Source organism: Methylorubrum rhodinum (genome assembly GCF_014199935.1).
GTDB lineage: Bacteria > Pseudomonadota > Alphaproteobacteria > Rhizobiales > Beijerinckiaceae > Methylobacterium > Methylobacterium rhodinum.
On sequence record NZ_JACHOP010000001.1, the window covers coordinates 127254 to 148777 of the forward strand.

The 21524-nt window shown below is 71.0% G+C and carries 20 protein-coding genes; 7 read left to right on the forward strand and 13 right to left on the reverse strand.

The genetic code is table 11. The annotated features are described in order from the left end of the window. The first annotated feature begins 18 nt into the window (after positions 1–18). The 3 genes from argS (at position 19) to HNR00_RS00610 (ending at position 4502) form a co-directional block, all read left to right on the forward strand. Entirely contained in the window at positions 19–1779 is a 1761-nt protein-coding gene (gene argS, locus HNR00_RS00600) for an arginine--tRNA ligase (protein ID WP_183563221.1), read from the forward strand. Positions 1780–1809: 30 nt separating this feature from the next. Next, positions 1810–3234, forward strand: a complete 1425-nt coding sequence (locus HNR00_RS00605; RefSeq protein ID WP_183563223.1) for an SPOR domain-containing protein — start codon at positions 1810–1812, stop codon at positions 3232–3234. Between the two features lie 263 nt (positions 3235–3497). Beyond that, positions 3498–4502: a glycoside hydrolase family 3 N-terminal domain-containing protein gene (locus tag HNR00_RS00610; RefSeq protein ID WP_183563226.1), complete on the forward strand. Its 1005-nt coding sequence runs from the start codon at positions 3498–3500 to the stop codon at positions 4500–4502. A 248-nt stretch (positions 4503–4750) separates the two neighbouring features. On the opposite strand, the gene HNR00_RS00615 is transcribed toward HNR00_RS00610, so the two are convergent. The 3 genes from HNR00_RS00615 to HNR00_RS00625 all read right to left on the reverse strand — a co-directional run bounded on the left by HNR00_RS00615 (position 4751) and on the right by HNR00_RS00625 (position 7516). After that, complete coding sequence (locus tag HNR00_RS00615; RefSeq protein WP_183564209.1) at positions 4751–6130, reverse strand: septal ring lytic transglycosylase RlpA family protein; 1380 nt, start codon at positions 6128–6130, stop codon at positions 4751–4753. Between the two features lie 416 nt (positions 6131–6546). After that, positions 6547–6861, reverse strand: a complete 315-nt coding sequence (locus HNR00_RS00620; RefSeq protein ID WP_183563229.1) for a ribbon-helix-helix domain-containing protein — start codon at positions 6859–6861, stop codon at positions 6547–6549. Continuing rightward, the gene (locus HNR00_RS00625; RefSeq protein ID WP_183563231.1) at positions 6845–7516 is read right to left on the reverse strand and encodes a division plane positioning ATPase MipZ; all 672 of its coding nucleotides are present in this window, start codon (positions 7514–7516) and stop codon (positions 6845–6847) included. The genes HNR00_RS00620 and HNR00_RS00625 overlap by 17 nt, the downstream gene beginning before the upstream one ends. Before the next feature lie 312 nt (positions 7517–7828). On the opposite strand from HNR00_RS00625, the gene HNR00_RS00630 reads away from it, so the two are divergent. Next, entirely contained in the window at positions 7829–8392 is a 564-nt protein-coding gene (locus tag HNR00_RS00630) for a hypothetical protein (RefSeq protein WP_183563235.1), read from the forward strand. A 109-nt stretch (positions 8393–8501) separates the two neighbouring features. Beyond that, on the forward strand, positions 8502–9503 hold the full coding sequence (locus HNR00_RS00635) for an NUDIX hydrolase (protein WP_210306225.1): 1002 nt from the start codon (positions 8502–8504) through the stop codon (positions 9501–9503). 22 nt (positions 9504–9525) lie between these two features. On the opposite strand, the gene HNR00_RS00640 is transcribed toward HNR00_RS00635, so the two are convergent. Both HNR00_RS00640 and argC read right to left on the reverse strand, forming a co-directional pair. Then, on the reverse strand, positions 9526–10041 hold the full coding sequence (locus HNR00_RS00640) for a Ros/MucR family transcriptional regulator (RefSeq protein WP_183563238.1): 516 nt from the start codon (positions 10039–10041) through the stop codon (positions 9526–9528). 723 nt (positions 10042–10764) lie between these two features. Beyond that, positions 10765–11706, reverse strand: coding sequence for an N-acetyl-gamma-glutamyl-phosphate reductase (argC, locus tag HNR00_RS00645; protein ID WP_183563241.1), 942 nt, complete (start codon positions 11704–11706; stop codon positions 10765–10767). 186 nt (positions 11707–11892) lie between these two features. On the opposite strand from argC, the gene HNR00_RS00650 reads away from it, so the two are divergent. After that, positions 11893–12423, forward strand: coding sequence for a hypothetical protein (locus HNR00_RS00650; protein WP_183563244.1), 531 nt, complete (start codon positions 11893–11895; stop codon positions 12421–12423). A 3-nt stretch (positions 12424–12426) separates the two neighbouring features. On the opposite strand, the gene HNR00_RS00655 is transcribed toward HNR00_RS00650, so the two are convergent. Continuing rightward, the gene (locus HNR00_RS00655; protein ID WP_183563247.1) at positions 12427–12669 is read right to left on the reverse strand and encodes a BrnA antitoxin family protein; all 243 of its coding nucleotides are present in this window, start codon (positions 12667–12669) and stop codon (positions 12427–12429) included. 5 nt (positions 12670–12674) lie between these two features. Further along, positions 12675–12911, reverse strand: a complete 237-nt coding sequence (locus HNR00_RS00660; protein WP_183563250.1) for a hypothetical protein — start codon at positions 12909–12911, stop codon at positions 12675–12677. Positions 12912–13311: 400 nt separating this feature from the next. Here HNR00_RS00660 and HNR00_RS00665 point away from each other — a divergent pair, with 400 nt between their 5' ends. Continuing rightward, complete coding sequence (locus HNR00_RS00665) at positions 13312–14052, forward strand: Crp/Fnr family transcriptional regulator (protein ID WP_183563253.1); 741 nt, start codon at positions 13312–13314, stop codon at positions 14050–14052. A gap of 19 nt (positions 14053–14071) precedes the next feature. Here HNR00_RS00665 and HNR00_RS00670 read toward each other — a convergent pair whose 3' ends face one another. The 6 genes from HNR00_RS00670 to HNR00_RS00695 all read right to left on the reverse strand — a co-directional run bounded on the left by HNR00_RS00670 (position 14072) and on the right by HNR00_RS00695 (position 21426). Continuing rightward, positions 14072–15076 (reverse strand): magnesium transporter CorA family protein, encoded by a 1005-nt coding sequence (locus HNR00_RS00670; RefSeq protein WP_183563256.1) that lies wholly within the window; start codon positions 15074–15076, stop codon positions 14072–14074. Between the two features lie 21 nt (positions 15077–15097). Further along, entirely contained in the window at positions 15098–15952 is an 855-nt protein-coding gene (locus HNR00_RS00675; protein ID WP_183563259.1) for an SDR family oxidoreductase, read from the reverse strand. Then, the gene (locus tag HNR00_RS00680; protein WP_183563262.1) at positions 15949–16794 is read right to left on the reverse strand and encodes an SDR family NAD(P)-dependent oxidoreductase; all 846 of its coding nucleotides are present in this window, start codon (positions 16792–16794) and stop codon (positions 15949–15951) included. Before HNR00_RS00680 ends, HNR00_RS00675 begins: the two co-directional genes overlap by 4 nt. Then, a complete protein-coding gene (locus HNR00_RS00685; RefSeq protein WP_183563265.1) occupies positions 16791–17552 on the reverse strand; it encodes an enoyl-CoA hydratase-related protein in 762 nt (253 codons plus the stop codon). The genes HNR00_RS00680 and HNR00_RS00685 overlap by 4 nt, the downstream gene beginning before the upstream one ends. Positions 17553–17684: 132 nt before the next feature. After that, on the reverse strand, positions 17685–19958 hold the full coding sequence (gene katG / locus HNR00_RS00690; RefSeq protein ID WP_183563268.1) for a catalase/peroxidase HPI: 2274 nt from the start codon (positions 19956–19958) through the stop codon (positions 17685–17687). 448 nt (positions 19959–20406) lie between these two features. Next, positions 20407–21426, reverse strand: coding sequence for a KpsF/GutQ family sugar-phosphate isomerase (locus tag HNR00_RS00695; protein WP_183563271.1), 1020 nt, complete (start codon positions 21424–21426; stop codon positions 20407–20409). Between the last annotated feature and the right edge of the window lie 98 nt (positions 21427–21524).

Genomic DNA, 21524 nt, shown 5'->3' on the forward strand with positions numbered 1-21524 from the left:
CGGAATGCGTCTCGCCCCATGAACATCTTCGCCCTCTTCGAGACCCGTGTGCGGGAGGCCCTCGAGGCTCTGATCCGCTCCGGCACGCTGCCCGCGGGGCTCGACCTGTCGCGCGTGCTGGTCGAGCCGCCGCGCGATCCCGCCCACGGCGATCTCGCCACCAACGCCGCCCTGGTGCTGGCCAAGGAGGCGCGTCAGAACCCGAAGGCGCTGGGCGAAGCGCTGGCCGCGGAACTGCGCGCTGATCCGCGCATCGTCGAGGCGAGCGTGGCCGGCCCCGGCTTCATCAACCTGCGGCTCGATCCAAAAGTCTTCCACGAGGTGATCCGCGCCGCCCTGTCCGAGGGCGAACACTTCGGGCGTGCAAAAATGCCGGGCGGCAAGGTCAACATCGAGTACGTCTCGGCCAACCCGACCGGGCCGATGCATGTCGGCCACGGGCGCGGCGCGGTGTTCGGCGACGCGCTCGCCAACCTCCTGGTCGCCGCCGGCCGCGACGTGACGCGCGAATACTACATCAACGACGCCGGCGCGCAGGTCGATGTGCTCGCCCGCTCCGCCTACCTGCGCTACCGCGAGGCGCTCGGCGAGGCGGTCACGATTCCCGAGGGCCTCTATCCCGGCGATTACCTCAAGCCGGTGGGCGAAAAGCTCGCCGAGGCGCAGGGGCGCGCGCTGCTCGACCAGCCCGAGTCCGCGTGGCTGCCGCCGGTGCGCCGCTTCGCCATCGACGCGATGATGGACATGATCCGCGAGGATCTCGCAGCCATCGGCATCCGCCACGACGTGTTCTTCTCCGAGGCGACGCTCCAGGGCGGCGAGGCCGGCAACAAGGTCGCCGAACTGCTCGCGGCGCTTCGCGACAAAGGCCTCGTCTACGAGGGCCGCCTGCCCCCGCCCAAGGGTCAGTTGCCCGAGGATTGGGAGGATCGCGAGCAGACCCTGTTCCGCTCGACCGGGTTCGGCGACGACGTGGACCGGCCGCTGCTGAAGTCCGACGGCACCTACACCTACTTCGCTTCCGACATCGCCTATCACCGCGACAAGTGGCTGCGGGGTGCCACCGAACTCATCGACGTGCTCGGCGCCGACCACGGCGGCTACGTCAAGCGCATGCAGGCGGCCGTGCAGGCGGTGAGCGACGGCGAGGCCCGGCTCGACGTCAAGCTCTGCCAGCTGGTGCGGCTTTTGCGCGCAGGCGAGCCGGTGAAGATGTCGAAGCGCTCGGGCGAGTTCGTGACGTTGCGCGACGTCATCGACGAGGTCGGGCGCGACGCGATCCGCTTCATGATGCTCTACCGCAAGAACGACGCGACACTCGATTTCGACCTCGCCAAGGTGGTCGAGCAGTCGAAGGACAACCCGGTCTTCTACGTGCAGTACGGGCATGCCCGCCGCTTCTCGGTGCTGCGGCAGGCCCGCGAGGCCATGCCGGACGAGGACGTTTCGCGAGACGGCCTGCTTCGCGGGGCCGATCTGTCGGTGCTGACCGATCCGGGCGAGATCGAGATGATGCGGTTGATCGCCCAGTATCCGCGGGTGCTCGAATCGGCGGCCGCCGCCCACGAACCCCACCGAATCGCGTTCTACCTCTATGAGACCGCGAGTTCGCTGCATAGTTTCTGGAATAAGGGCAAAGACTTGCCGCAATTACGGATTGTTAATCCAACCGACAGAAAGTCCACCCGGGCCCGCTTGGCCCTCGTTGAGGCCCTCGGCGGCGTGCTCGCCTCCGGCCTTGCGGTTCTGGGTGTCTCCGCGCCGGACGAGATGCGGTGACGCCGTCGGGCGTTTGATGAGGTTGAGGCCATGACGGGACACGCTTCGCGCGCGACGGTCGATTTCGACGCCTTCGAGCGCGAGCTGCGTCAGAGCGCGGGCGAGAACGGGCAGGCCAAGGCGGCGGCCCATGGCGCTGCAAAGGCCGACCCGCTGGCCGAGCTCGCCCGCATCGTCGGGCAGGACGACCCGTTCCGGGCGCTGCTGGAGGCGCGGGAGAAGTCCGCCGCCCCCGCCACGGAGGCCCGGCCCGGCCGGGTCGAGCCGACCTTCCTCGACGCGCCCGCCCCGGCGCAGGATGACCCGACCGCCCAGGGACGCCCCGCCATGACCACCCCCACCCCGCCCGCGGGCGGCCAGCCCGCCAACCCCGCCGACGCCTTCGACCAGTACCTCGCCTCCGTCGAGCAGGGCCTCTACGCGGGCCATCCGGCCGAGGATCAGGCGGTCTTCGCCGAGGCCGGCGAAGGTTACCGCGCCGGTCCCGTCGAGCGTCCGCGCCATCGCGGCCGGATGGTCCAGGTCGGTGCCGGCCTCGCGGTGCTGGCGGTCTGCGTCGGCGGCGCGCTGGCGTGGCGCGGCACCCAGGGCGGCAGCGCCGGGCCGATCACCGTGCTCGCCGACAAGACCCCGCTCAAGGTCCAGCCCGCGGCGACCGACGGCGTCGAGATCCCCGACCAGAACAAGCAGATCTACGACCGCAACGCCAAGGACGGTCAGATCAAGATCGTCAACCGCGAGGAGCAGCCCCTCGACGTGAATCAGGCGGCCCGCACGGCGGCCGCGCGCGGCGATGCCGGCCCGGCCGCGGCCGGCCAGGGCGGCGCCACGCCGGGCCAGGGCGGCATGCTGACCGATTCGCTCGGCGAGCCGCGCCGGGTGCGCACCGTCGCGGTCAAGCCCGACACGCCGCCGCCGGCTCAAGCCCCGGCCCCGCAAGCCCAGGCCGCCGAGGTCCCGCCGACCTCGCCGATCCCGACCATGATGCTGCCCGAGGCCGCGGGCGGCTCGACGCCCGCCGCCACGCCGCGCCGTCCCTCGCGCACCCTCGCCAGCGCCGCGCCGCTGCCGATGGCCGACGCCACCACGCCGGCCCAGGCCGAGCCGGCGCCCGCCCCGCGCAAGACGCCCCAGCGGATCGCGTCCGTCGAGACCACCGCCAGCACCCAGGCCGAGCCGTCCGAACCGGCCCCGGCCGTCTCGCAGGCGAGCGTCGGCGGCTTCTCGGTCCAGCTCGGCGTGCGCGGCAGCGAGAGCGAGGCCCGCGCCGCGTTCCGGCAGATGCAGGCCAAGTACAGCCAGCTCTCCGGCAAGCCCGAATTGATCCGCCAGGCCGAGGTCAACGGCAAGACGATCTACCGCGTCCGCGTCGGGCCGCTCGCCAAGACCGAAGCTTCGAGCCTCTGCACCGAGCTGCAGGGGGCGGGCGGCCAGTGCTTCGTGGCGAAGAATTGAGTTTTCTTTCGCTGACGAGAACCTTCAACGTGCGATGAGCGCCGAATGACGCGCGATTCCCCTCCCCCTTGCGGGGAGGGGTAGGGGTGGGGGTCGGGCAGAAGGCACCGCTCCCGCCTCATCCTGAGCCACCCCCACCTCCATCTCCTCCCCGCAAGGGGGAGGAGAGGCGCCTTCCGCGGTTGGCGTAGTGATTCCGGAGCGCGGGCTGCACGAGCGCGATAGCGTCGTTGCCCCTCGTTCGCTTTCAGGACGCCGGCCCCATGACCTCCGCCCCCGACGCACGCGCCGTCATCCTCGGCTGCTCCGGCACGACCCTGACGCCGGAGGAGACCGCGTTCTTCCGCGACCTGCGGCCCTGGGGCTTCATCCTGTTCAAGCGCAACATCGGCACGCCGGACGAAGTGCGCGCGCTCACCCACTCCTTGCGCGAGACCGTCGGCCGGCCCGATGCGCCGGTCCTGATCGATCAGGAGGGCGGGCGGGTGCAGCGCATGGGCCCGCCGCACTGGCCGAAATACCCCTCCGGCCGCAGCGTCGGCGCGCTCCCCCTCGACCTCGCCCGGCTCGGCGCCCGGCTGATGGCCCATGACCTCGCCGAGGTCGGCATCAACGTCGATTGCGCGCCGATGATCGACGTCCCGGTGGCGGGCTCCAACGACATCGTCGGCGACCGGGCGTTCGGCACCTCGCCGGAGGCGGTGATCGCCACCGGCCGCGCCGTCGCCGAGGGGCTCCTGGCGGGCGGCGTCCTGCCGGTGATCAAGCACATGCCCGGCCACGGGCGCGCCACCTGCGACAGCCACCTCGACCTGCCGGTGGTGGGGGCCGACCGGGCGAGCCTCGCCGGGAGCGATTTTCGGCCCTTCCGGGCGCTCGCCGACCTGCCGCTCGCCATGAGCGCGCATGTCGTCTTCACCGCGATCGACCCGGAGCGCCCCGCCACCCTGTCGCCGACGGTGATCCGCGAGATCATCCGCGGCGCGATCGGCTTCGACGGCCTCCTGATGACCGACGACCTGTCGATGCACGCGCTCCAGGGGCCGTTCCGCACGCGGGCCGAAGCCGCGTTCGCGGCCGGGATCGACGTCGTGCTCCACTGCAACGGCCGGATGGACGAGATGCGCCCCGTCGCGGAGGCGACGCCGCGTCTTGCCGGCGATCCCGCCCGCCGGGCCCGGGCCGCGCTGGCCCGCCTCGCCGCGCCCGAGCGTTTCGACGTCGCCGAGGCCCGCGCCCGCTTCGAGGCGGCGCTCGCGGTGGCCTGACGCGGCCCCCCTCCCATTCGCGCGAGGACGCCTTCGTCCGGGTTGCCTCGTGCGCCGGGCGCCCTGTCACGGCCGCATGGCGCCCGTGAGCCGCTGTCTCCATCGGGTCGATCATCTTTGCGCGGTGCCCAAGGGCACCGTCGCGGATCGGCTGCGGAACCACCTCGGGGCGCGCCACCGCAGCGGTCGTGCGCCTCGCTTCCGTTCGGCTCCGCCTCGCGCGAGAGGAACGGAGCCGGAAAGCGGGTTCAGTAGACCTCGGCTACCTTCGCGCGAGCCGAGGGCTTGGCCGGTGCCTTCGCGGGGACCGCCGCCGGAGTGACGGGCTTGGCCGGAGCGGCGGAGACGGCCGCGAGGCGCGCGATGGCGAGCTTCGAGGCGGACGGCATCGCCCCCGTCTTGGACTCTGCCGTCCTGGAGACCGGTTCCGGCGCCGCCGGGCGTGCGGGCGCCTTCGCGGCGGTGACCGGGAGGGGCGCGGCGCGGGCGGGGACCGGCGCCGACGTCACCTTGAGCGGGGCGGCGGCGAGGCGCAGCGGCGGCGGTGCGAGACGCAAGGGGGCGTCGCGATGGCCGGCGGGGGCCGGGCTCCGGGCCTCGGCGACCGCCCGGTGCGGCTCGCGGGAGGGCGCCGTCCGCTCCGGCGCGCGGGCGGCGGCGGCCGCGACCGCCGGGGCCGCCACGGCCACGGGCCGGAATGGAGTGCCGCGGGCTGCGGTCGGCTGGACGGCGGCCGGCACGGCGACGCTCGCCGCGCTCGCCAGCATGATCGGCGCGGGCCGGGCCGGGCGCGGCGCCGGGGTTGCCTCCCGCACCGCCTCGAGGGCGTCGTCGCGCTCGTCGGCGGGCTTGAAGGCGAGGGCCCGATTGGGCCGCTCGAACCGCTCGGTGAGGCGTTCCTGCGCGGGTTCGGGATCGGAGGGACCGAGATCGGCCATCATGACCGGCGCGCGGCCGATGCTGGCCGGCGTGCCGTCGGTGCGCAACGACGCCAGCAGCTTGCGGTCGTCGCTGCCGGCGATCGAGGCCTTGCCGGCATATTCGATCCGCACCCGCGCGGTGCCGCGGCGGTGGAAGTCGAGCGCGCGGGCGGCTTCCTCCGACACGTCCATGACGCGGCCGGCGTGGTAGGGCCCGCGATCGTTGACGCGCAGCACCATCGAGTAGCCGTTGTCGAGGTTGGTCACCCGGACGTAGCTCGGCAGCGGCAGGGTCGGGTGGGCGGCGGCGATCGAGTGGCGGTCGAACACCTCGCCGTTGGCGGTGACGCGGCCATGGAAGGCGCTGCCGTACCACGAGGCAAGGCCCTCGCGGACATAGCCGCGGGCGTCCTCGCGGGGCACGTAGGTCTTGCCCGCCACCACGTAGGGCTTGCCCGAGAAGCGGCGTCCGCCCCCCTTCGGGATCGCCTCGCCCTCGTTGTAGACGCGCCGGCTCGCCCGCACGCCGTATTTCGGATCGATGCCGTTGCCCGAGGAGGGGGCCGCGCCGGCGAATTGCGGCGGCTTGCCGGCGCAGTTGGCGGCGAGAAGCGCCACCGCGCAGGCCGTGGCCAGCCGCGCGACCGGCCCGTGACCCAGCAGGGATCGCTGCGCCGGATGCCATCCGGCCGTCCTGACACCCGCCATGTTGCCCGCCCGCTTTCCGCTCGACGCCACAGGGCTCCCTCCGGCCGCGGAAAGCAGGGCCGGCGGGATCACGCTTTCGGTCGGACAGCACGCGTCCTACCGTCCCCAGAGGATCGTCCGGACGCGGTAAAGGAAGGCTGAACGGAGGCGGCGGAACGGCGCCGGGGGAGGGCGGATCGCGCAAGAGAACCGGCGCAAGTGCCTGATCGATCTGGGAAAAACCCGGATGTCCCCGATTCTCGCAAGAATTCGTGAGGCAGTGCTTGAGCAAAGGCCCGCAAGCGATTGATCGGACTGACGATCGGAGCGGTGGACGTTCGGTTCGCAGGCTACGGTCCGGCGCCGCTGCGCGCCCCCCTCCCCTGCCGAGGCCCGCCGGGGCGGGCCTCTCGGGTTGGGCGAAGCCGGCCCCGCCTTCAGCGCGGCCGCTCTCCCAAGATCTGCTCGATGGAGCGGGCGCCGCGCTGCCGGAACAGGAGGTCGAGGGCCTCCAGCATCAGGCCGTGCATCTTGGCGCGCTCGGCATAGGCGAGGTCGCGCAGCTGATCGTAGACCGGGGGTTCGAGATAAACCGACATCTGCTTGGCGCGCTGCTTGAGCGTGCCGGCGCTCGCCGCGGGCGATGCCGGGGCGCGGTCGAGGGTGACGATCTCGGCGCCCGGTGGCCGGGCGGGTTTCGGGGTCGCCTCCGCCACGATCGAGGCGAGGCTGAGCTTAGGCGGCTTGGACATGACGGCCCGCCCCCCTGCCCCGGCCGGTCAGCGGGCGCGCCGCCTGCATCCGCCGCTCGATCCAGCTCCACAGCCGGCGCACCTCGCCCGCGGCCTGGCCCTTCGGGTTGAACTCGGTCACGCCCTGGCCGACGCCGATGGCGTCCTGATGGTCGGTGCGGGCGACGATGTTGACGTCGGGCAGGATGCCGAGCACCGCGAGCCCGTCCGCCGCGTCGCGGATGCGGTAGGAGCGCGGCGGAGTCTGGTTCAGCACGAAGGCGAACTTCTTCTCCAGCCGGTAGACGGCCGCCAGCGTCGGCTTGAACGCGCGCAGGTCGGCCGGCGTCGGGCGGCAGGGGATGATGCACAGGTCGGCCGCGCGGATCGCCGAGAGCGTGCCGGTGGAATCGACGCCGGGCGTGTCGATGAACACGTAGTCGTAGGCCGACTCGGCCAGCCGCTCCATCACGGCGTCGATCTGCGTCGCGTCGATCTGGGCGACCTCCGGACCCTCGGCGGTGCGGTGGTCGAGCCAGTCGGAGATCGTGGCCTGCCGGTCCATCTCCAGGATGCAGACGCTGTGGCCCGCCTCCTGGGCGGCGACGGCCAGCGAGATGCACAGGGTGCTCTTGCCGCTCCCGCCCTTCTGCGTGACGAACGTGATCGCTTTCATCGTGCGGCCCCTTTCCGGGGGGCCCGGTCCGGACGCGCGTGTCCTGTGATGCCGGGATGCCCTGATCCCGGATCTCATCCCGACATGGTTAACCGCCGGTTAAGGCGCGGCCGGCCCGCTGGTCCGCCGGAATCATACTTCAAGTTGATACAACTGCGCCCCCGCACTGAACGCTTTACGCGAGCGCAGGAGAGAAGCTAAGGTTTCGAGCAGGCGGCGGCGCCGCAGGAATTTACCTCAGGTAATCTCGGCGGACGTTCGGAACGGTCGCCGGACGGGCGCCCCGCGCGTCAGGCTCGCTTCGGTGACGACATGACGGTCTTCCATCCCGACCTTCCGACGGCTTTTGCCGGTTCCGCCTGCATCGGCGCCTGGGCGCACAATCCGCAGACCGACCGGATCGCCCTCTCGCCCGCCCTCGCCCGGCTGCTGGCGCTGCCCGAGGCGGCGGCCTCCGGCGCGCCGCTGCGACTGGCGCTCGCCCGGATCGAGCCGGAGGACGCGCTGCGGCTGGAGAGCGTGCTGCGGGCCGCGGGCGAGGACGGCTGCCCGTTCGAGGCCGAGTTCCGCATCCGCGGCGGCCCGGCCGGCGCCCGCTGGCTCCGGCTGATGGGCCGCTGTGCCCGCGATCCGGCCTCCGGCGCGCTCGCGACTCAGGGACTGGCCTTCGACCTGACCGAGGGCCGCGCCGACGGCCCGGCCGACCGGCTCGCCCAGCGCCGCGCCAACCGCCTCGCCGACCACGCGGTGGCGATGAAGGGGCTGGTGGCGGAACTGCGCAACCCGCCGCTCGCCCGCCTCGTCGACGAGGTCGCGGTCGAGGTCGGCCACGAGGTCGCCCGCCGCCTGCGCGGTGGCGGGGGCCCGGTGCATTAGGCCTGTCCTCGCCGCGTCCTCATCCTCACGTTGACGATGCCGGTCCCCATCCGGCATGAGCGGGGCACCCTGGGTCACCGGGGATGTGGGGAGCATCGGGGCCGAGGGGATGAGCACGGCCGAACCGGGTGTGGCCGCCCTCGCGGACGGCCTCGATCGCACCGCGAACGCGTCGGCGGTGGGGCTCGTGGCCGTCATCGTCGCGGCCACCGACGGCGAGCCGCGGGCGCTCACCGTGCAGGTGGCCGGGCAGGCGCCGGGCCGCAGCACCGGGCTTCCGGCCGGTCCGCTCGTGCCCGCGCACGCCACGCTGGAGCGCGGCCTGCGCGCCTGGGTGGAGCAGCAGACCCACCAGCGCCTCGGCTATGTCGAGCAGCTCTACACCTTCGGCGACCGCGACCGGGAGGGCGGCGGGCGCGGTGTGCACCTGCTCTCGGTGGCCTATCTCGCGCTGGTGCGCGAGCTGCGCCCGGCCGGTCTCGCCGAGGCCGCGTGGCGCAACTGGTACCGCTATCTCCCCTGGGAGGATTTTCGCGAGGGCCGCCCGAAGGCGCTGACCGCGATCGAGGCGCGGCTGATGGACTGGGTCGCCAAGGGGCCGGACGCCAAGCTGCGGCGGCTGCGCGAGGACCGGGTCGGCCTCAGTTTCGGCCTCGGCGGGGCCTGGAACGAGGAGCGGGTGCTGGAGCGCTACGAGTTGCTCTTCGAGGCCGGGCTGATCCCCGAGGCCCGCGGGCAGGCCGGCGCGGCGGTGCCGGACGACGCGGACGTGACGGGCCAGCCCATGGCCCTCGACCACCGCCGGGTGCTCGCCACCGCGATCGGGCGCCTGCGCGGCAAGATCAAGTACCGGCCCGTGGTGTTCGAGCTGATGCCGCCGGCCTTCACGCTGCTCCAGTTGCAGCGCACCGTCGAGGCGTTGTCCGGCACCCGCCTGCACAAGCAGAACTTCCGGCGCCTCGTCGCGCAGCAGGGGCTGGTGGAGGAGACCGAGGACGTGACGAGCGGCACGGCCGGACGTCCGGCCCGGCTCGTGCGCTTCCGCCGCGAGGTCCTGCTGGAGCGCCCGGCACCGGGCGTGCGGCTCACCCCCACGCGCCGGCCGGGCTGAGCCGCCGCCGGCGCGGGGGCGCTCAGGCGTCCTTCTTGCGGCGCGGCGCGCGGGGCTTCTTCGCCGGCGCGGCCTCGGCCTCCGGCTCGGGCGCCGCTTCGACCGCCGCCTCGGGTTCCGCCCGGCGGCGCTGCTGGCCGAGGCCGAGCGCCCGGGCCAGTTCCGAGCGCTGCTCGGAATAGCTCGCCGAGGTCATCGGATAGTCGTTCGGCAGGCCCCACTTGGCCCGGTAGGCCTCGGGCGACAGGCCGCGCAGGGTCAGGTGGCGGCGCAGCGTCTTGTAGGGCTTGCCGTCCTCGAACGAGATCAGGAAGTCGTGGCTGACCGACTTGCGGATCTCCTGCGGCGTCGCCTTGGGCGGGCCGCTGTCGGCCGGTGCGGCGCTGGCCGTGACCGAGCGGATCGCCTCGTGCACGTCGCCGATCAGGCGCGGAAGGTCGGCGCTCTGGACATGATTGTTGCTGACATAAGCCGAGACGACATCCGCCGCCAAGGTGATGAGGCGTGCGGTTTCCGCATCCTGTTCGGTGGTGTCCATGGCGCCGTCTTCTCGTTCCGAGGGATTACTTGAATGAGCGTAAGCTCAGTGTCGCGACGGAGCAAGTCAGTTTGTCGTTCTTGATTCGGTTGTATGACGAAGAAAATCGAGGCGCGAAGGGTCTATCGGACATGCTCCGCGTTCCGATGAAAAGGCAGGGAGGTCTAGTTCGACGACATCTCGGCGGCGGCAACGGACGGAATTTTCGGGCGGCCGAATATTTCAAATGTTAAAAGAACGGAGACGAATTTTGGAAAAACGTTTTTGTTCAGAGGCTTGGGAGGGGCCTCATCCGGTCGCTCGCCGCGCGGGGATCGTGGCAGCGCGAAAAGCCGAACGGTCAAGGCCGATTGCGGCTCACCACACGCATCGGTATGCGGCGGGCCGCCGCAGGCCTACGTATTTTCTGTGGATTTCCAGGGCTTATGCGCAGGCGGCCGGTGGCCGATGCAGCCGCGATGCGCCGGTCGACGGCTTCGGCAGACGGCCGGGACGCCTATGAGCCGGCTATCGCGACAGAATTCGCTTCAACGAATACGGCCGATCGGCGTCGAGACGGCTTTCGAATCCGGGGCGGCAAGGCGGGGCGACGCAGGATGCATTCGGTCGTGCCGCAGGTGAACGCCGGCATGCATTGACAAGCCATGGCGCGCCGGAGCGCACGAACGAAAAACCCCCGGCGATCGTCCGACCGCCGGGGGGCTCGTCTGGAAAAATCAGCGCTCAGTCCAGCCCGAGCATCAGCCCGAGATTCTGCACCGCCGCGCCGGAGGCGCCCTTGCCGAGATTGTCGAGGCGGGCGACGAGCACCGCCTGTCGGTGGCCGTCCGAACCGAACACCCGCAGCTCCAGCCGGTCGGTGTCGTTGAGCGCCTCCGGCTCGATCCGCTCGCGGTGGGCGCCGTCCTCGGCACCGGGCACGACCCGCACCTGATCGGAGTCCGCGTACCATGCGGTCAGGGCCGCTTCGAGATCGCCGGCCGCGGGGCGGGCGGGCAGCGCGTCGAGGTGGAGCGGGATGCTCACCAGCATGCCCTGCCGAAAATTGCCGACGGAGGGGATGAAGATCGGCCGCCGGGACAGGCCGGCATAGGTCTGGAGTTCCGGCAGGTGCTTGTGGCCGAAGCCGAGGCCGTAGAGCTCGAAGGCCGGGGCGCGGCCGGCCTCGTAGGCCTCGATCATGCCCTTGCCGCCGCCGCTGTAGCCGCTCACCGCGTTGACGCTGATCGCTGTGTCGGGCGCGACCAGCCCGGCCTCGACGAGGGGGCGCAGCAGGGCAATGGCCCCGGTCGGGTAGCAGCCGGGATTGGCGACCCGGCGGGCGGCGCGGATGATGCCGGCCTGATCGCGGGTCAGCTCGGCGAAGCCGTAGGCCCAGCCCTCGGCGACGCGGTGCGCCGTGCTGGCGTCGAGCAGCTTCGGGCCGCCGTTCGAGAGGGAGTCGGCAAGCTGCGCGGTCTCGCGGGAGGCGTCGTCGGGCAGGCACAGGACCGCGAGGTCGACCGCTTCGAGGATCGCCCGCTTGGCGTTCGGGTCCTTGCGGCTCTCGTGCGGGATGCTGACCACGGTGACGCGGCCGTCGCGCTCCAGCCGCTCGCGGATGCCGAGCCCGGTCGTGCCGGCCTCGCCATCGATGAACACCTTCGGCCTGCTCGCCTCGGACATCGCGTTCCTCGCTCGGCCGGATTACCGGCCTCTTCCGTTCTGGCGCGCAGGTGGAAGCTTCGCCCGCGCCTGTCAACGCCGATGATCGGCCCGTTCTGTCCACCGCGGAGAGCGGGCCCTGGCGGAACTCAGCATGCGACCTTCTGTTGACAGCCGAATGTCGAAGCCCCGAACCGGAGGAAGGTCATGGCCGAGCGCGCGAAGAAAACCGATCCGAAGCTGTGGGACAAGGTGAAGAAGGAGGTCACGCAGTCCTCCAAGGGCGGCAAGCCCGGCCAATGGTCCGCCCGCAAGGCGCAGATGGCGACCTCCGAATACAAGAAGGAGGGCGGCGGCTACGCGGGGAGGAAGACCGACGACAACAGTCTCAAGCAGTGGACCGACGAGGAGTGGGGCACGAAGTCGGGCGAGGAGAGCGGGAAAACCGGCGAGCGCTACCTGCCGAAGAAGGCCCGCGAGAAGATCTCCGATTCCGAGTACAAGCGCTCGAGCGCCAAGAAGCGGGCCGACACCGCGAAGGGCCGGCAGCACTCGAAGCAGCCCGCGGACGTCGCCGAAAAGGCGGCCTCGGCCCGCAAGACAGGCGGCAAATCCGGGAGCACGTCGGATCGCGGCGGCGTCACCAAGGCGGATCTGATGGAGCGGGCGCGCAAGCGCGACATTCCCGGCCGCTCGAAGATGACGAAGGGCGAGCTGGAGCGCGCGCTCTCGGCCTGACCCTCAAAGGCCCGCGGCGGCCTTCAAGGCGGCGTTGATGCGGTCCTGCCAACCGGGGCCGTCCTTCTGGAAGTGCTCCAGCACGGCCCGGTCGAGGCGCAGCGTCACGGATTCGCGGGCACCGGGGATCGCCACCGGTGCCGGGGCGGCGGGCGGCGCCTCGGGCGTCTTGCGGGTCACGGCCTTGAAGGCGGCCTCGGCGGCCTGACGCGGGTCGCTCGGGCGGCGGGTGCGGTCCATCGCCATGGGTTTCAGCCCGCGACCTTCTTGCGGCTGCGCTTGGGCGCGGCCGGGGGCTCTGCGGCCTTAGCGGCGGCTTCCTCGGCTTCCTTGGCCAGACGCAGGGCCCGCAGGCGCACGGTGCGCTCGTCCACGGCCTTGACGGCGGCGAGGTGCTCGGCCATGGCCTGCGCCCCCTCTCGGGCCATGCGCTCGGACCGCTCCGCGCGCTCCGCGGCGCGGGTCTTGGCGTCTGTGTCGTCGCTCATGAAAGGGTCTTTCGATGAGGGTCGTGCCGCGCGAGATCGCGTGTGCGGCAAGCGGCGGCCCGGCGGTAAGCGAGACGCACGGGGCGGCAGCGGTCCTCGGACAGGATCGTCGGGACCCTTCGGGGATTAGCACGAAAGCGCCGGCGATGACCAATTCGCCGGGCGCGGGGCGGGTTATCCCCCGGCGATGTGCCCAAACCTGCGCCGGACCGCCGCAAGAGTGGACATCGCACGGCCGCGCGCGCCTGGACCCCCCTCGATGTCCGGGTCGGCACCGCAGCTCGGCCGGAAGGCGGCCATGACCGCCGCGACCGGTCTTCTCAAGCCCGGGACGATCGCGCAATGTGAGCGCCCAGCGCGCCGTCCGGCCCTCAGCGCAACCACCCTCGAAAAAGGCCTCATGTCCGCGACGACCGACCGTTTCCTGCGGCCCCTGCTCCGCCGCCTGCAGAGCACGGCGACGTTTTCCGACACGGTGATCCGGACCTTCGCGGAACTGCCGATCACGATCCGGGACTTCGAGCCGGGCCAGGACATCCTGCGCGACGGCGACCGGCCCGAGCACTGCGCCATGGTGGTCGAGGGCTGGGTCTGCCGCCTCAAGCTCCTGCCCGGCGGCGGGCGCCAGATCATCGCCTTCCACATCGCCGGGGACATGCCGGACCTGCAGAGTCTCCATCTCGGGGTGATGGATCACGGTCTCTCGGCCGTGACGCCCGCCACGGTCGCCCTGATCCCGCACGACGCGCTGCGCGAGCAGACCGCCCGCCGGCCCGAACTCGCCGCCCTGCTGTGGCGCGAGACCATGATCGACGCGGCGATGTTCCGCGGCTGGCTCACCGCCATGGGCCGTCGCACCGCCTACGGCCGGGCCGCGCACCTGTTCTGCGAACTCTACCTTCGGCAGCGGGCGGTGGGCCTCGCCGAGGCGAACCTCTGCCCGATGCCGCTGCGGCAGACCGACCTCGCCGACGCGATGGGCCTGACCGCCGTCCACATCACCCGGACGATCGGAGCCCTGCGCCGGGCCGGCCTGATCGATCTCCAGGCCCGCGCGTTGACGATCCGCGACTGGGACGGCCTGTGCAGGGTCGCCGAATTCGATCCGTCCTACCTGCACCTGAAGGGCGTGGCGGACTGAGCCGGCGACACGGCGCCCCCTACAGCCACTTCTTCCAGCGGAAGAACACGTAGGGCAGCACTGCGGCCACCACCATCATCACCACGGCGGCCGGATAGCCGAACTGCCATTTCAGCTCCGGCATGATCTCGAAGTTCATGCCGTAGATCGAGGCGATCAGGGTGGGGGGCATGAACACCACCGCCATGACCGAGAACAGCTTGATGATGTTGTTCTGTTCCAGATTCACCAGCCCGAGCGTCGCGTCGAGCAGGAACTGGATCTTGGAGGAGAGGAACGTCGCGTGCTCCTCCAGCGACTGGAGGTCGCGCAAGGTCGAGCGCACGTCCTCGCGCAGTTCCCGCGGCGCCTTGGCTGTGCGGTAGGTCGCCGAGAGCGAGAGCAGGATGCGCTCCATCGAGACGAGGCTCTCGCGCTGCTTCGAGATCAGGTCGCCGTGGCGCCCGAGCGCGCGGAGCGTGTCCTGCAAGGCGGTGTTGCGGGCCGACGGGTCGTCCCGCTCCTCGAAGATTTTTCGCGATAATCTATCGATGCGCTCGCCCTGGAGCTGGAGCACGTCGGCCGCGCGGTCGATCACCGCCTCGATCAGCCCGGCCAGGATCGTCTCGCCGGTGGTCGAGCGCGAGGGCCCGTTGCCGGTGGTGCGGCCCGCGCGCTGGGCGTACATGCGGAACGCTTGCGGCTCCTCGTAGCGCACCGTCACGAGGCGGTTGCCGCGCAGGATGAAGGTGATGCCGGCCAGACCCGGCTCGTCGGAATCGCTGACCTTCGAGAGCACGCGGCCCGTCATGTAGCGGGCCCCCTCCTCGACGTAGAGGAGTTCGGAGGGCTCGATGTCCTTCATCTCCTCCCGCGTCGGCACCTGGATGCCCATGAAGGATTCGACCTTCACGTCCTCCTCGCGGGTCGGCCGGATCATGTCGAGCCAGACCGTGTCCTCGGGGATCGCGTCCTGCAATTCGAGGGGGCTGCGCTCCAGCAGGCTCTGCGCGCCGCCGGCGACCGGCTGGTGAATGAAGATCAAGGGCGGACTCTGGAAGCGGTTCTAGTCGAGGGCGCCGGGCGGCGGCTCGCTCGCATCCGGCACGAAGAAGTCCGGCGCAAGGGGAACGCCCGCTGTGACGCGGTATTTTGAAAAGTCCGTGACACCCTGCTCGGCCAGGAAGCTGTCGTCGATGAGGAAGCGGCCGGTGGTCTCGCGCGACGGCTTGAGGAACAGCGCGTGCGCGGCGTCCGCCATGATCTCGGGCGTGCGGCTCGCCTGCATCAGGGCGTCGCCGCCGAGCAGGTTCTTCACCGCCGCCGTCGCGATGGTGGTGCGCGGCCAAAGCGCGTTGACCGCGATGCCCTTGCCCCGCAGTTCGCCCGAAAGCCCGAGCACGCAGAGCGACATGCCGAACTTCGCCATGGTGTAGGCGAGGTGCGGCGAAAACCACTTCTCCGCCATGTCGAGGGGCGGCGACAGCATCAGGATGTGCGGGTTGTCCGCCTTCTCCAGATGCGGGATCGCGTGCTTGCTGACCACGAACGTGCCGCGCGCGTTGATCTGATGCATCAGGTCGTAGCGCTTCATCTCGGTTTTGGCCGTGTTCGTCAGCGAGATCGCGCTGGCGTTGTTCACGACGATGTCGATCCCGCCGAATTTTTTTGCGGTTTGGTCGAGGGCGTCCTTCACGGCGTCCTCGTCGCGCACGTCCACCACCATCGGCAGCGCTTGGCCGCCGGCCCGCTCGATCGCCTCGGCCGCCGTGTGGATGGTGCCTTCGAGCTTCGGATGGGGCGTGTCGGTCTTGGCCGCGATGGCGACGTTGGCGCCGTCGCGGGCCGCGCGCAGGCCGATGGCGAGCCCGATGCCGCGCGAGGCGCCGGTGATGAACAGCGTCTTTCCCTGGAGGCTCATGCGTCCCTCGCGATGCGGAAGCGCTCCGGCCGGCGCCCGTCTTCGTCGCTGAAGCCGTAGGCTTGCGCCAGATCCCCGGCATGGAGGATCTGTCCGGCCCGCGCCAGCACGTCCGGGTCGGCGGCGAGCGCGGCGAGCGCCCGGCCGGCATAGAGCGGGCTCTCGGTCGCCATCTCGGTCTGGCCGGCGTCGCGCACCCGCTCGGTCGCGACGAAACCCGGCGAAAGCCCGAGCGCGCAGACGCCGTGCGGCTTCAGCTCCGCCGCACAGGCGAAGGCGAGCCGGTTCGTCACCGACTTGGCGAGGTCGTAATAGAGGTCGCCGAGATAGTCCTCGGTGCCGAACGAGACGAAGGCGAGCAGCCCGCTCTTGGCCGAGACCATCGCGGGTGCCACGGCACGCGCCAGCAGCAGGCCGGGATAGGGGCCGGTGCCCAGGAACCCGGCGAAGGGCTCGGCCGAGCGGCGCCAGAACGGCGTGCCCCAGCTCGCACCGTCGGGATAGCGCTCGCCGTCATAGCCCTCGTTGCCGCCCCAGACGCTGGAGACCGCGACATCGATCCGGCCGAACCGGCGCAGCGCCCAGTGGACCAGTTCGTCCACCTGCCGCTCGCTGGTGTGGTCGCACAGGTAGTGGTGCCCCTCGCCGCCGGCCGCATCGACGGCGCGGGCGGTGTCCTCGATGGTCTCGGGCCGGGTCTCGGTGCGCCGCCCGGTCTCGGAGGATCGCGCCGTGACGATCACGGTCGCGCCGGCTTCCCCCAAGCCCCGCGCGATGCCCCGCCCGACCCCGCGCGAGGCCCCGGCCACGAGACAGATTTTTCCACGCAGAGGCAGGCTCACGGCTTGCGCGCGCCCGACAGGAAGCGGGCGAAGGCGGCCTGCGCCTCATCCGAGGCCAGCCGCTCGGAGAAGGCGACCGCCTCCGCTTCGATCGCGGCCTCCACCGCCGCCTGATCGCCGCGCATCAGCGCCCGCGTCGCCGCCACCGCCTCCCGCGGTAGGGCGGCGAGCCGGGCCGCTTTGTCCAGCGCGTGGGCTTCCACCTCTTCGGAGGGCAGCAGCGCGTTGGCGAGGCCGAGGGAGACGGCGGTCTCGGCGTAGAACGTTTCGGACAGGAGCAGCAGGGCGGACGCCCGCGCGGCGCCGATCCGGCGCGGCAGCAGATAGCTCGCGGCAGCCTCCGGCACGAGGCCGAGTTCGACGAAGGGCATGCGGAAGCGGCTCTGCGGCCCGACGAAGACGAGGTCGCAATGCAGGCACAGGGTGGTGCCGACACCGACCGCGAGCCCGTCGATGGCCGCCACCAGCGGCGTGCGGGTGCGGGCGAGCTGCCGGATGAAGTGCAGCGCAGGCATGTCGAGGAACGAGCCGCCTTTCGACGCCGCGACGAAGTCGGCGAGATCGTTGCCCGCGGTGAAGGCGCCGGGTAGCCCGGCCAGCACGACGGCGCCGATCTTTTCGGATTCATCCGCCTCGGCGAGCGCATCGCGCAGGGCGTCGTACATGGCGCAGGTCAGGGCGTTCTTCTTCTCCGGACGGTTCATCCGGATCAGACGCACGCCGTCCGCACGGTCCTCGACGATGACGTGCTCGCTCATCAGCGATCCGCTCCCCGCGCCCTGCCCCGCCTCTCCTTCGGACGGATGGCGGGGATTGTCGAGGGGTGGTCACCTCAAACGGAAAACGGGCGGCCAACCGGCCGCCCGCTCTCTTCAACGATGCTCGTCCGATCAGACCCGCAGGTCGAACCGGTCGAGGTTCATCACCTTGTCCCACACCTTCACGAAGTCGCGCACGAAGCGCTCGTGGCCATCCGTCCCGGCATAGACTTCCGTCACCGCGCGCAGCTGCGAGTTCGAGCCGAAGACGAGGTCGCAGCGGGTCGCCGTATACTTCGTCTCCCCGCTCTCGCGGTCGTCGAGGGTGAAGGTCATGGCCGAAGCGTCCGCCTTCTTCCACTCGTAGTCCATGCTGGTCAGCACGGTGAAGAAGTCGTTGGTCAGCACGCCGACGCGGTCGGTGAAGATGCCGTGGTTCGAGCCGTCGTGGTTGAGGTTGAGCGCGCGGGTGCCGCCGGCGAGCACGACCCATTCGGGGGCGGTGAGCGCCAGGAGGTTGGCCCGGTCGAGGAAGACCTGCTCGGGCGCGACCTTGCCCTGCGTGATCTCGGCGAAGCTTTCGTCGATGTAGTTGCGGAAGCCGTCGACCACGGGCTTCAGCCACTCGAAGCTCGCCGCGTCGGTGAGTTCCGCGGTGGTGTCCATCCGCCCCGGCGCGAACGGCACGGTGACGTCGACGCCTGCGCCTTGCGCCGCCTTCTCCACTGCGGCGCAGCCGCCGAGCACGATCAGGTCGGCGAGCGAGACCTTCTTGCCGCCCGTGGCCTTGCCGTTGAAGCCGGAGGCGATGCCGCGCAGCGTTTCGATCACCGGCACGGCCCGCCGGTTGACCGACCACCCGATCTGCGGGGCCAGCGCGATGCGGGCCCCGTTCGCGCCGCCGCGCTTGTCGCTCTTGCGGTAGGTCGAGGCCGAGGCGAACGCCGTGAAGGCCAGATCCGACACCGAGTGACCACTGCCCAGAATCTCCGCCTTGAGAGCCGAGATGTCGGAGGCGTCGATCAGCGGGTGATCGAGCGGCGGGATCGGGTCCTGCCAGATCAACTCGTTCTCGAGCTTCTTCTCAGGGCCGAGGTAGCGCTCCTTCGGGCCCATGTCGCGGTGGGTGAGCTTGTACCACGCCTTCGAGAACTCGTGCGTGAAGAGGTCGAAGTCGTCGAGGAACTTCTGGCAGATCTCGCGATAGACCGGATCGACCTTGAGCGCGATGTCGCTGGTCATCATCATCAGCGGGTGGGTCTGGCCCGGCACGTGCGCGTCGGGGGTGCGCGGCGCGTCCGGGTCGGTCGGCTCCCATTGCAGGGCGCCGGCCGGGCTCTTGGTCTGCTTCCAGTCGAACTTGAAGAGGTTGGTGAGGTAGTCGTTGTCCCACGTCGTCGGGTTGGGCACCCACGAGCCCTCGATGCCGTTCGTCATCGTCTGCTCGGCGGAGCCTTTGCCCTCCGGGTTGTGCCAGCCGAGCCCCATCGCCTCCATCGGGGCGATCTCCGGCGGCGGGCCGATCCGGTCGGCCTTGACCATGCCGTGGCTCTTGCCGAAGGCGTGGCCGCCCGCGATCAGGGCGACGGTCTCCACGTCGTTCATCGCCATGCGGGTGAAGGTGGTGCGGATGTCGCGCGCGGAGGCCGCCGGGTCGCCGCTGGCGTAGGGGCCCTCCGGGTTCACGTAGATCAGGGCCTGGTGCGAGGCCGCGAGCGGCTGCTCCAGGTCGTAGTCCGGGTCGCCGTTCTGGCCGCGCCAGCGCTTGTCGCGGTTCACCATCTCGTCGGGAGACTTGACGTTGTGCGGGTCCCACAGCTCCGGGCCCCAGTATGTGGCGTTGTCCGCCTCCCAGGCGTCGCGCCGACCACCCGCGAAGCCGTAAGTCGGGAAGTTCATGATCTCGAGCGCCACGGTGCCGGTGAGCACCATCAGGTCGGCCCAGGACAGGGCGTTGCCGTATTTCTGCTTGATCGGCCAGATCAGGCGGCGCGACTTGTCGGTGTTGCCGTTGTCCCACCAACTGCTGATCGGCGCGAAGCGCTGCAGCCCCTCGCCCGCGCCGCCGCGCCCGTCGGCGATGCGGTAGGTGCCGGCGGAGTGCCAGGCCATGCGGATCATCTGCGGGCCGTAATTGCCGTAATCCGACGGCCACCACGAGACCGAACTCGTCAGGAACGCGCGGATGTCGGCCTTGAGCGCTTCGTAGTCGATCGATTCGAACGCGGCCTTGTAGTCGAAGTTGGGCCCGAGCGGGTCGGCCTGCGGCCCGTTCTGGTGCAGCGTCTCGACCCGTAGCCGGTCGGGATACCACTGCTCCAGCGTCGGGGGCGACGCGAACGTGCCGCCGATGCGGTCCCCGCCGAAGGGACATTTGCCCGAAAGGACATCGGTGTAGGTTTCCATGGTCCTTCCCCTTGTCGTTGCGTGTGCAGGCGACGGGAAGGCGGTCGTCCGGCCTCGATCCCGCGCGGGACGCGACCGGCCTCGGCGTTGGGCCGGAAACCGGAGCGTCAGAACTGCCGTCGGGGCCCGTGGTGCTCGAACGGCCCGCCTCAAACGCTCAAGCCACCGAATGTTCCCGAGCTTGGCCGGCGCCATTTCGGCGCACCTCGGACCGGGATTTCAGGGGTGGACGTGGGTGCGATGCGACCCAGTGCGGCGGCGTTCTCCAACGCTCGTCCCATCCATCCCCCTCATCCTGAGGTGCCGCGTAGCGGCCTCGAAGGAGGGCTCCAGAAGCCGCGCGATCCCCGGAGTCCTCCTTCGAGGGCGCCGCTTCGCGCCGCCACCTCAGGATGAGGGGGATGGGTCGGATGAGGGGCTGCAGCGGATGCTCGGCCACTCAAACGCGTTACGCGACGCCCGTGCGCAACAGATCGTGATAATGCACGAGGCCGACCGGGCGCCCGTCCTCGACCACGACGAGGGCGGTGATCTTCATCGCCTCCTGGATCTGCAGCGCCTTGGCCAGCAGGGTCTCGGGCGTGATGGTGCGGGGGTTGCGGGTCATCACCGCGTCGACGGCGAGGTCGTCGAGGCCGGTCTTGGAAAAGATCGCGCGGCGCACGTCGCCGTCGGTGACGATGCCGGCCAGCCGTCCGTCGGCGTCCGTCACCAGCACCGAGCCGAACCCCTTGGCGTCGATCTCGGCCACCGCCGCCCGCATGGAGGTGCCGAGCGCCACGATCGGCAGGCGCTCGCCGCCATGCATCACCTCGCGCACCTGCCGCAGCGAGGCGCCGAGCTTGCCGCCGGGATGGAACACGGAGAAGTCGCGGGCCGAGAAGCCGCGGGCCTCCAACAGGGCCACCGCCAGCGCGTCGCCCAGCGCGAGCTGCATCGCCGTCGAGGTCGTCGGCGCGAGCCCGTTGGGGCAGGCTTCCTTGGCCTTGGGCAGCGTCAGGCAGATGTCGGCCTCGCGCCCCAGCGTCGAGCCGGCGTTGCAGGTGATCGCCACCAGCGCGACGCCGTAGCGGCGGGTGTAGCCGATGATGTCGGCGAGTTCCGTGGTCTCGCCCGACCACGACAGGGCCACCACCACGTCCTCCGGCTGCACCATGCCGAGATCGCCGTGGCTAGCCTCTGCCGGGTGGACATAGAGGGCCGGCGTGCCGGTGGACGCCAGGGTCGCGGCGATCTTGCGGGCGACGTGGCCGGACTTGCCCATGCCGGTGCAGATCACCCGGCCGCGTCCCGCACCGATCCGCGCCACGGCCCGCGCGAAGGCCGCGCCCATGCCGTTGCCGATCGCCGCCATCAGGCAGGCCAAGCCCTCGCGCTCGGTCTCGATGGTGCGCAGCGCCGAGGCCACGGCCTGCGGATGGGCCTCTTCGGCGCCGTCCGTCGCCTCGATCCGCTGGGCTAGGGCCATGTGGGGGTCCGGTTCGTGTTCTCGGTCTCTCGCGAGCGTTCTTAGCCGCGAATGTGGTCGCAAGGCGGCTGGACGCGGAGCCCGCCGAAACCGGCCGT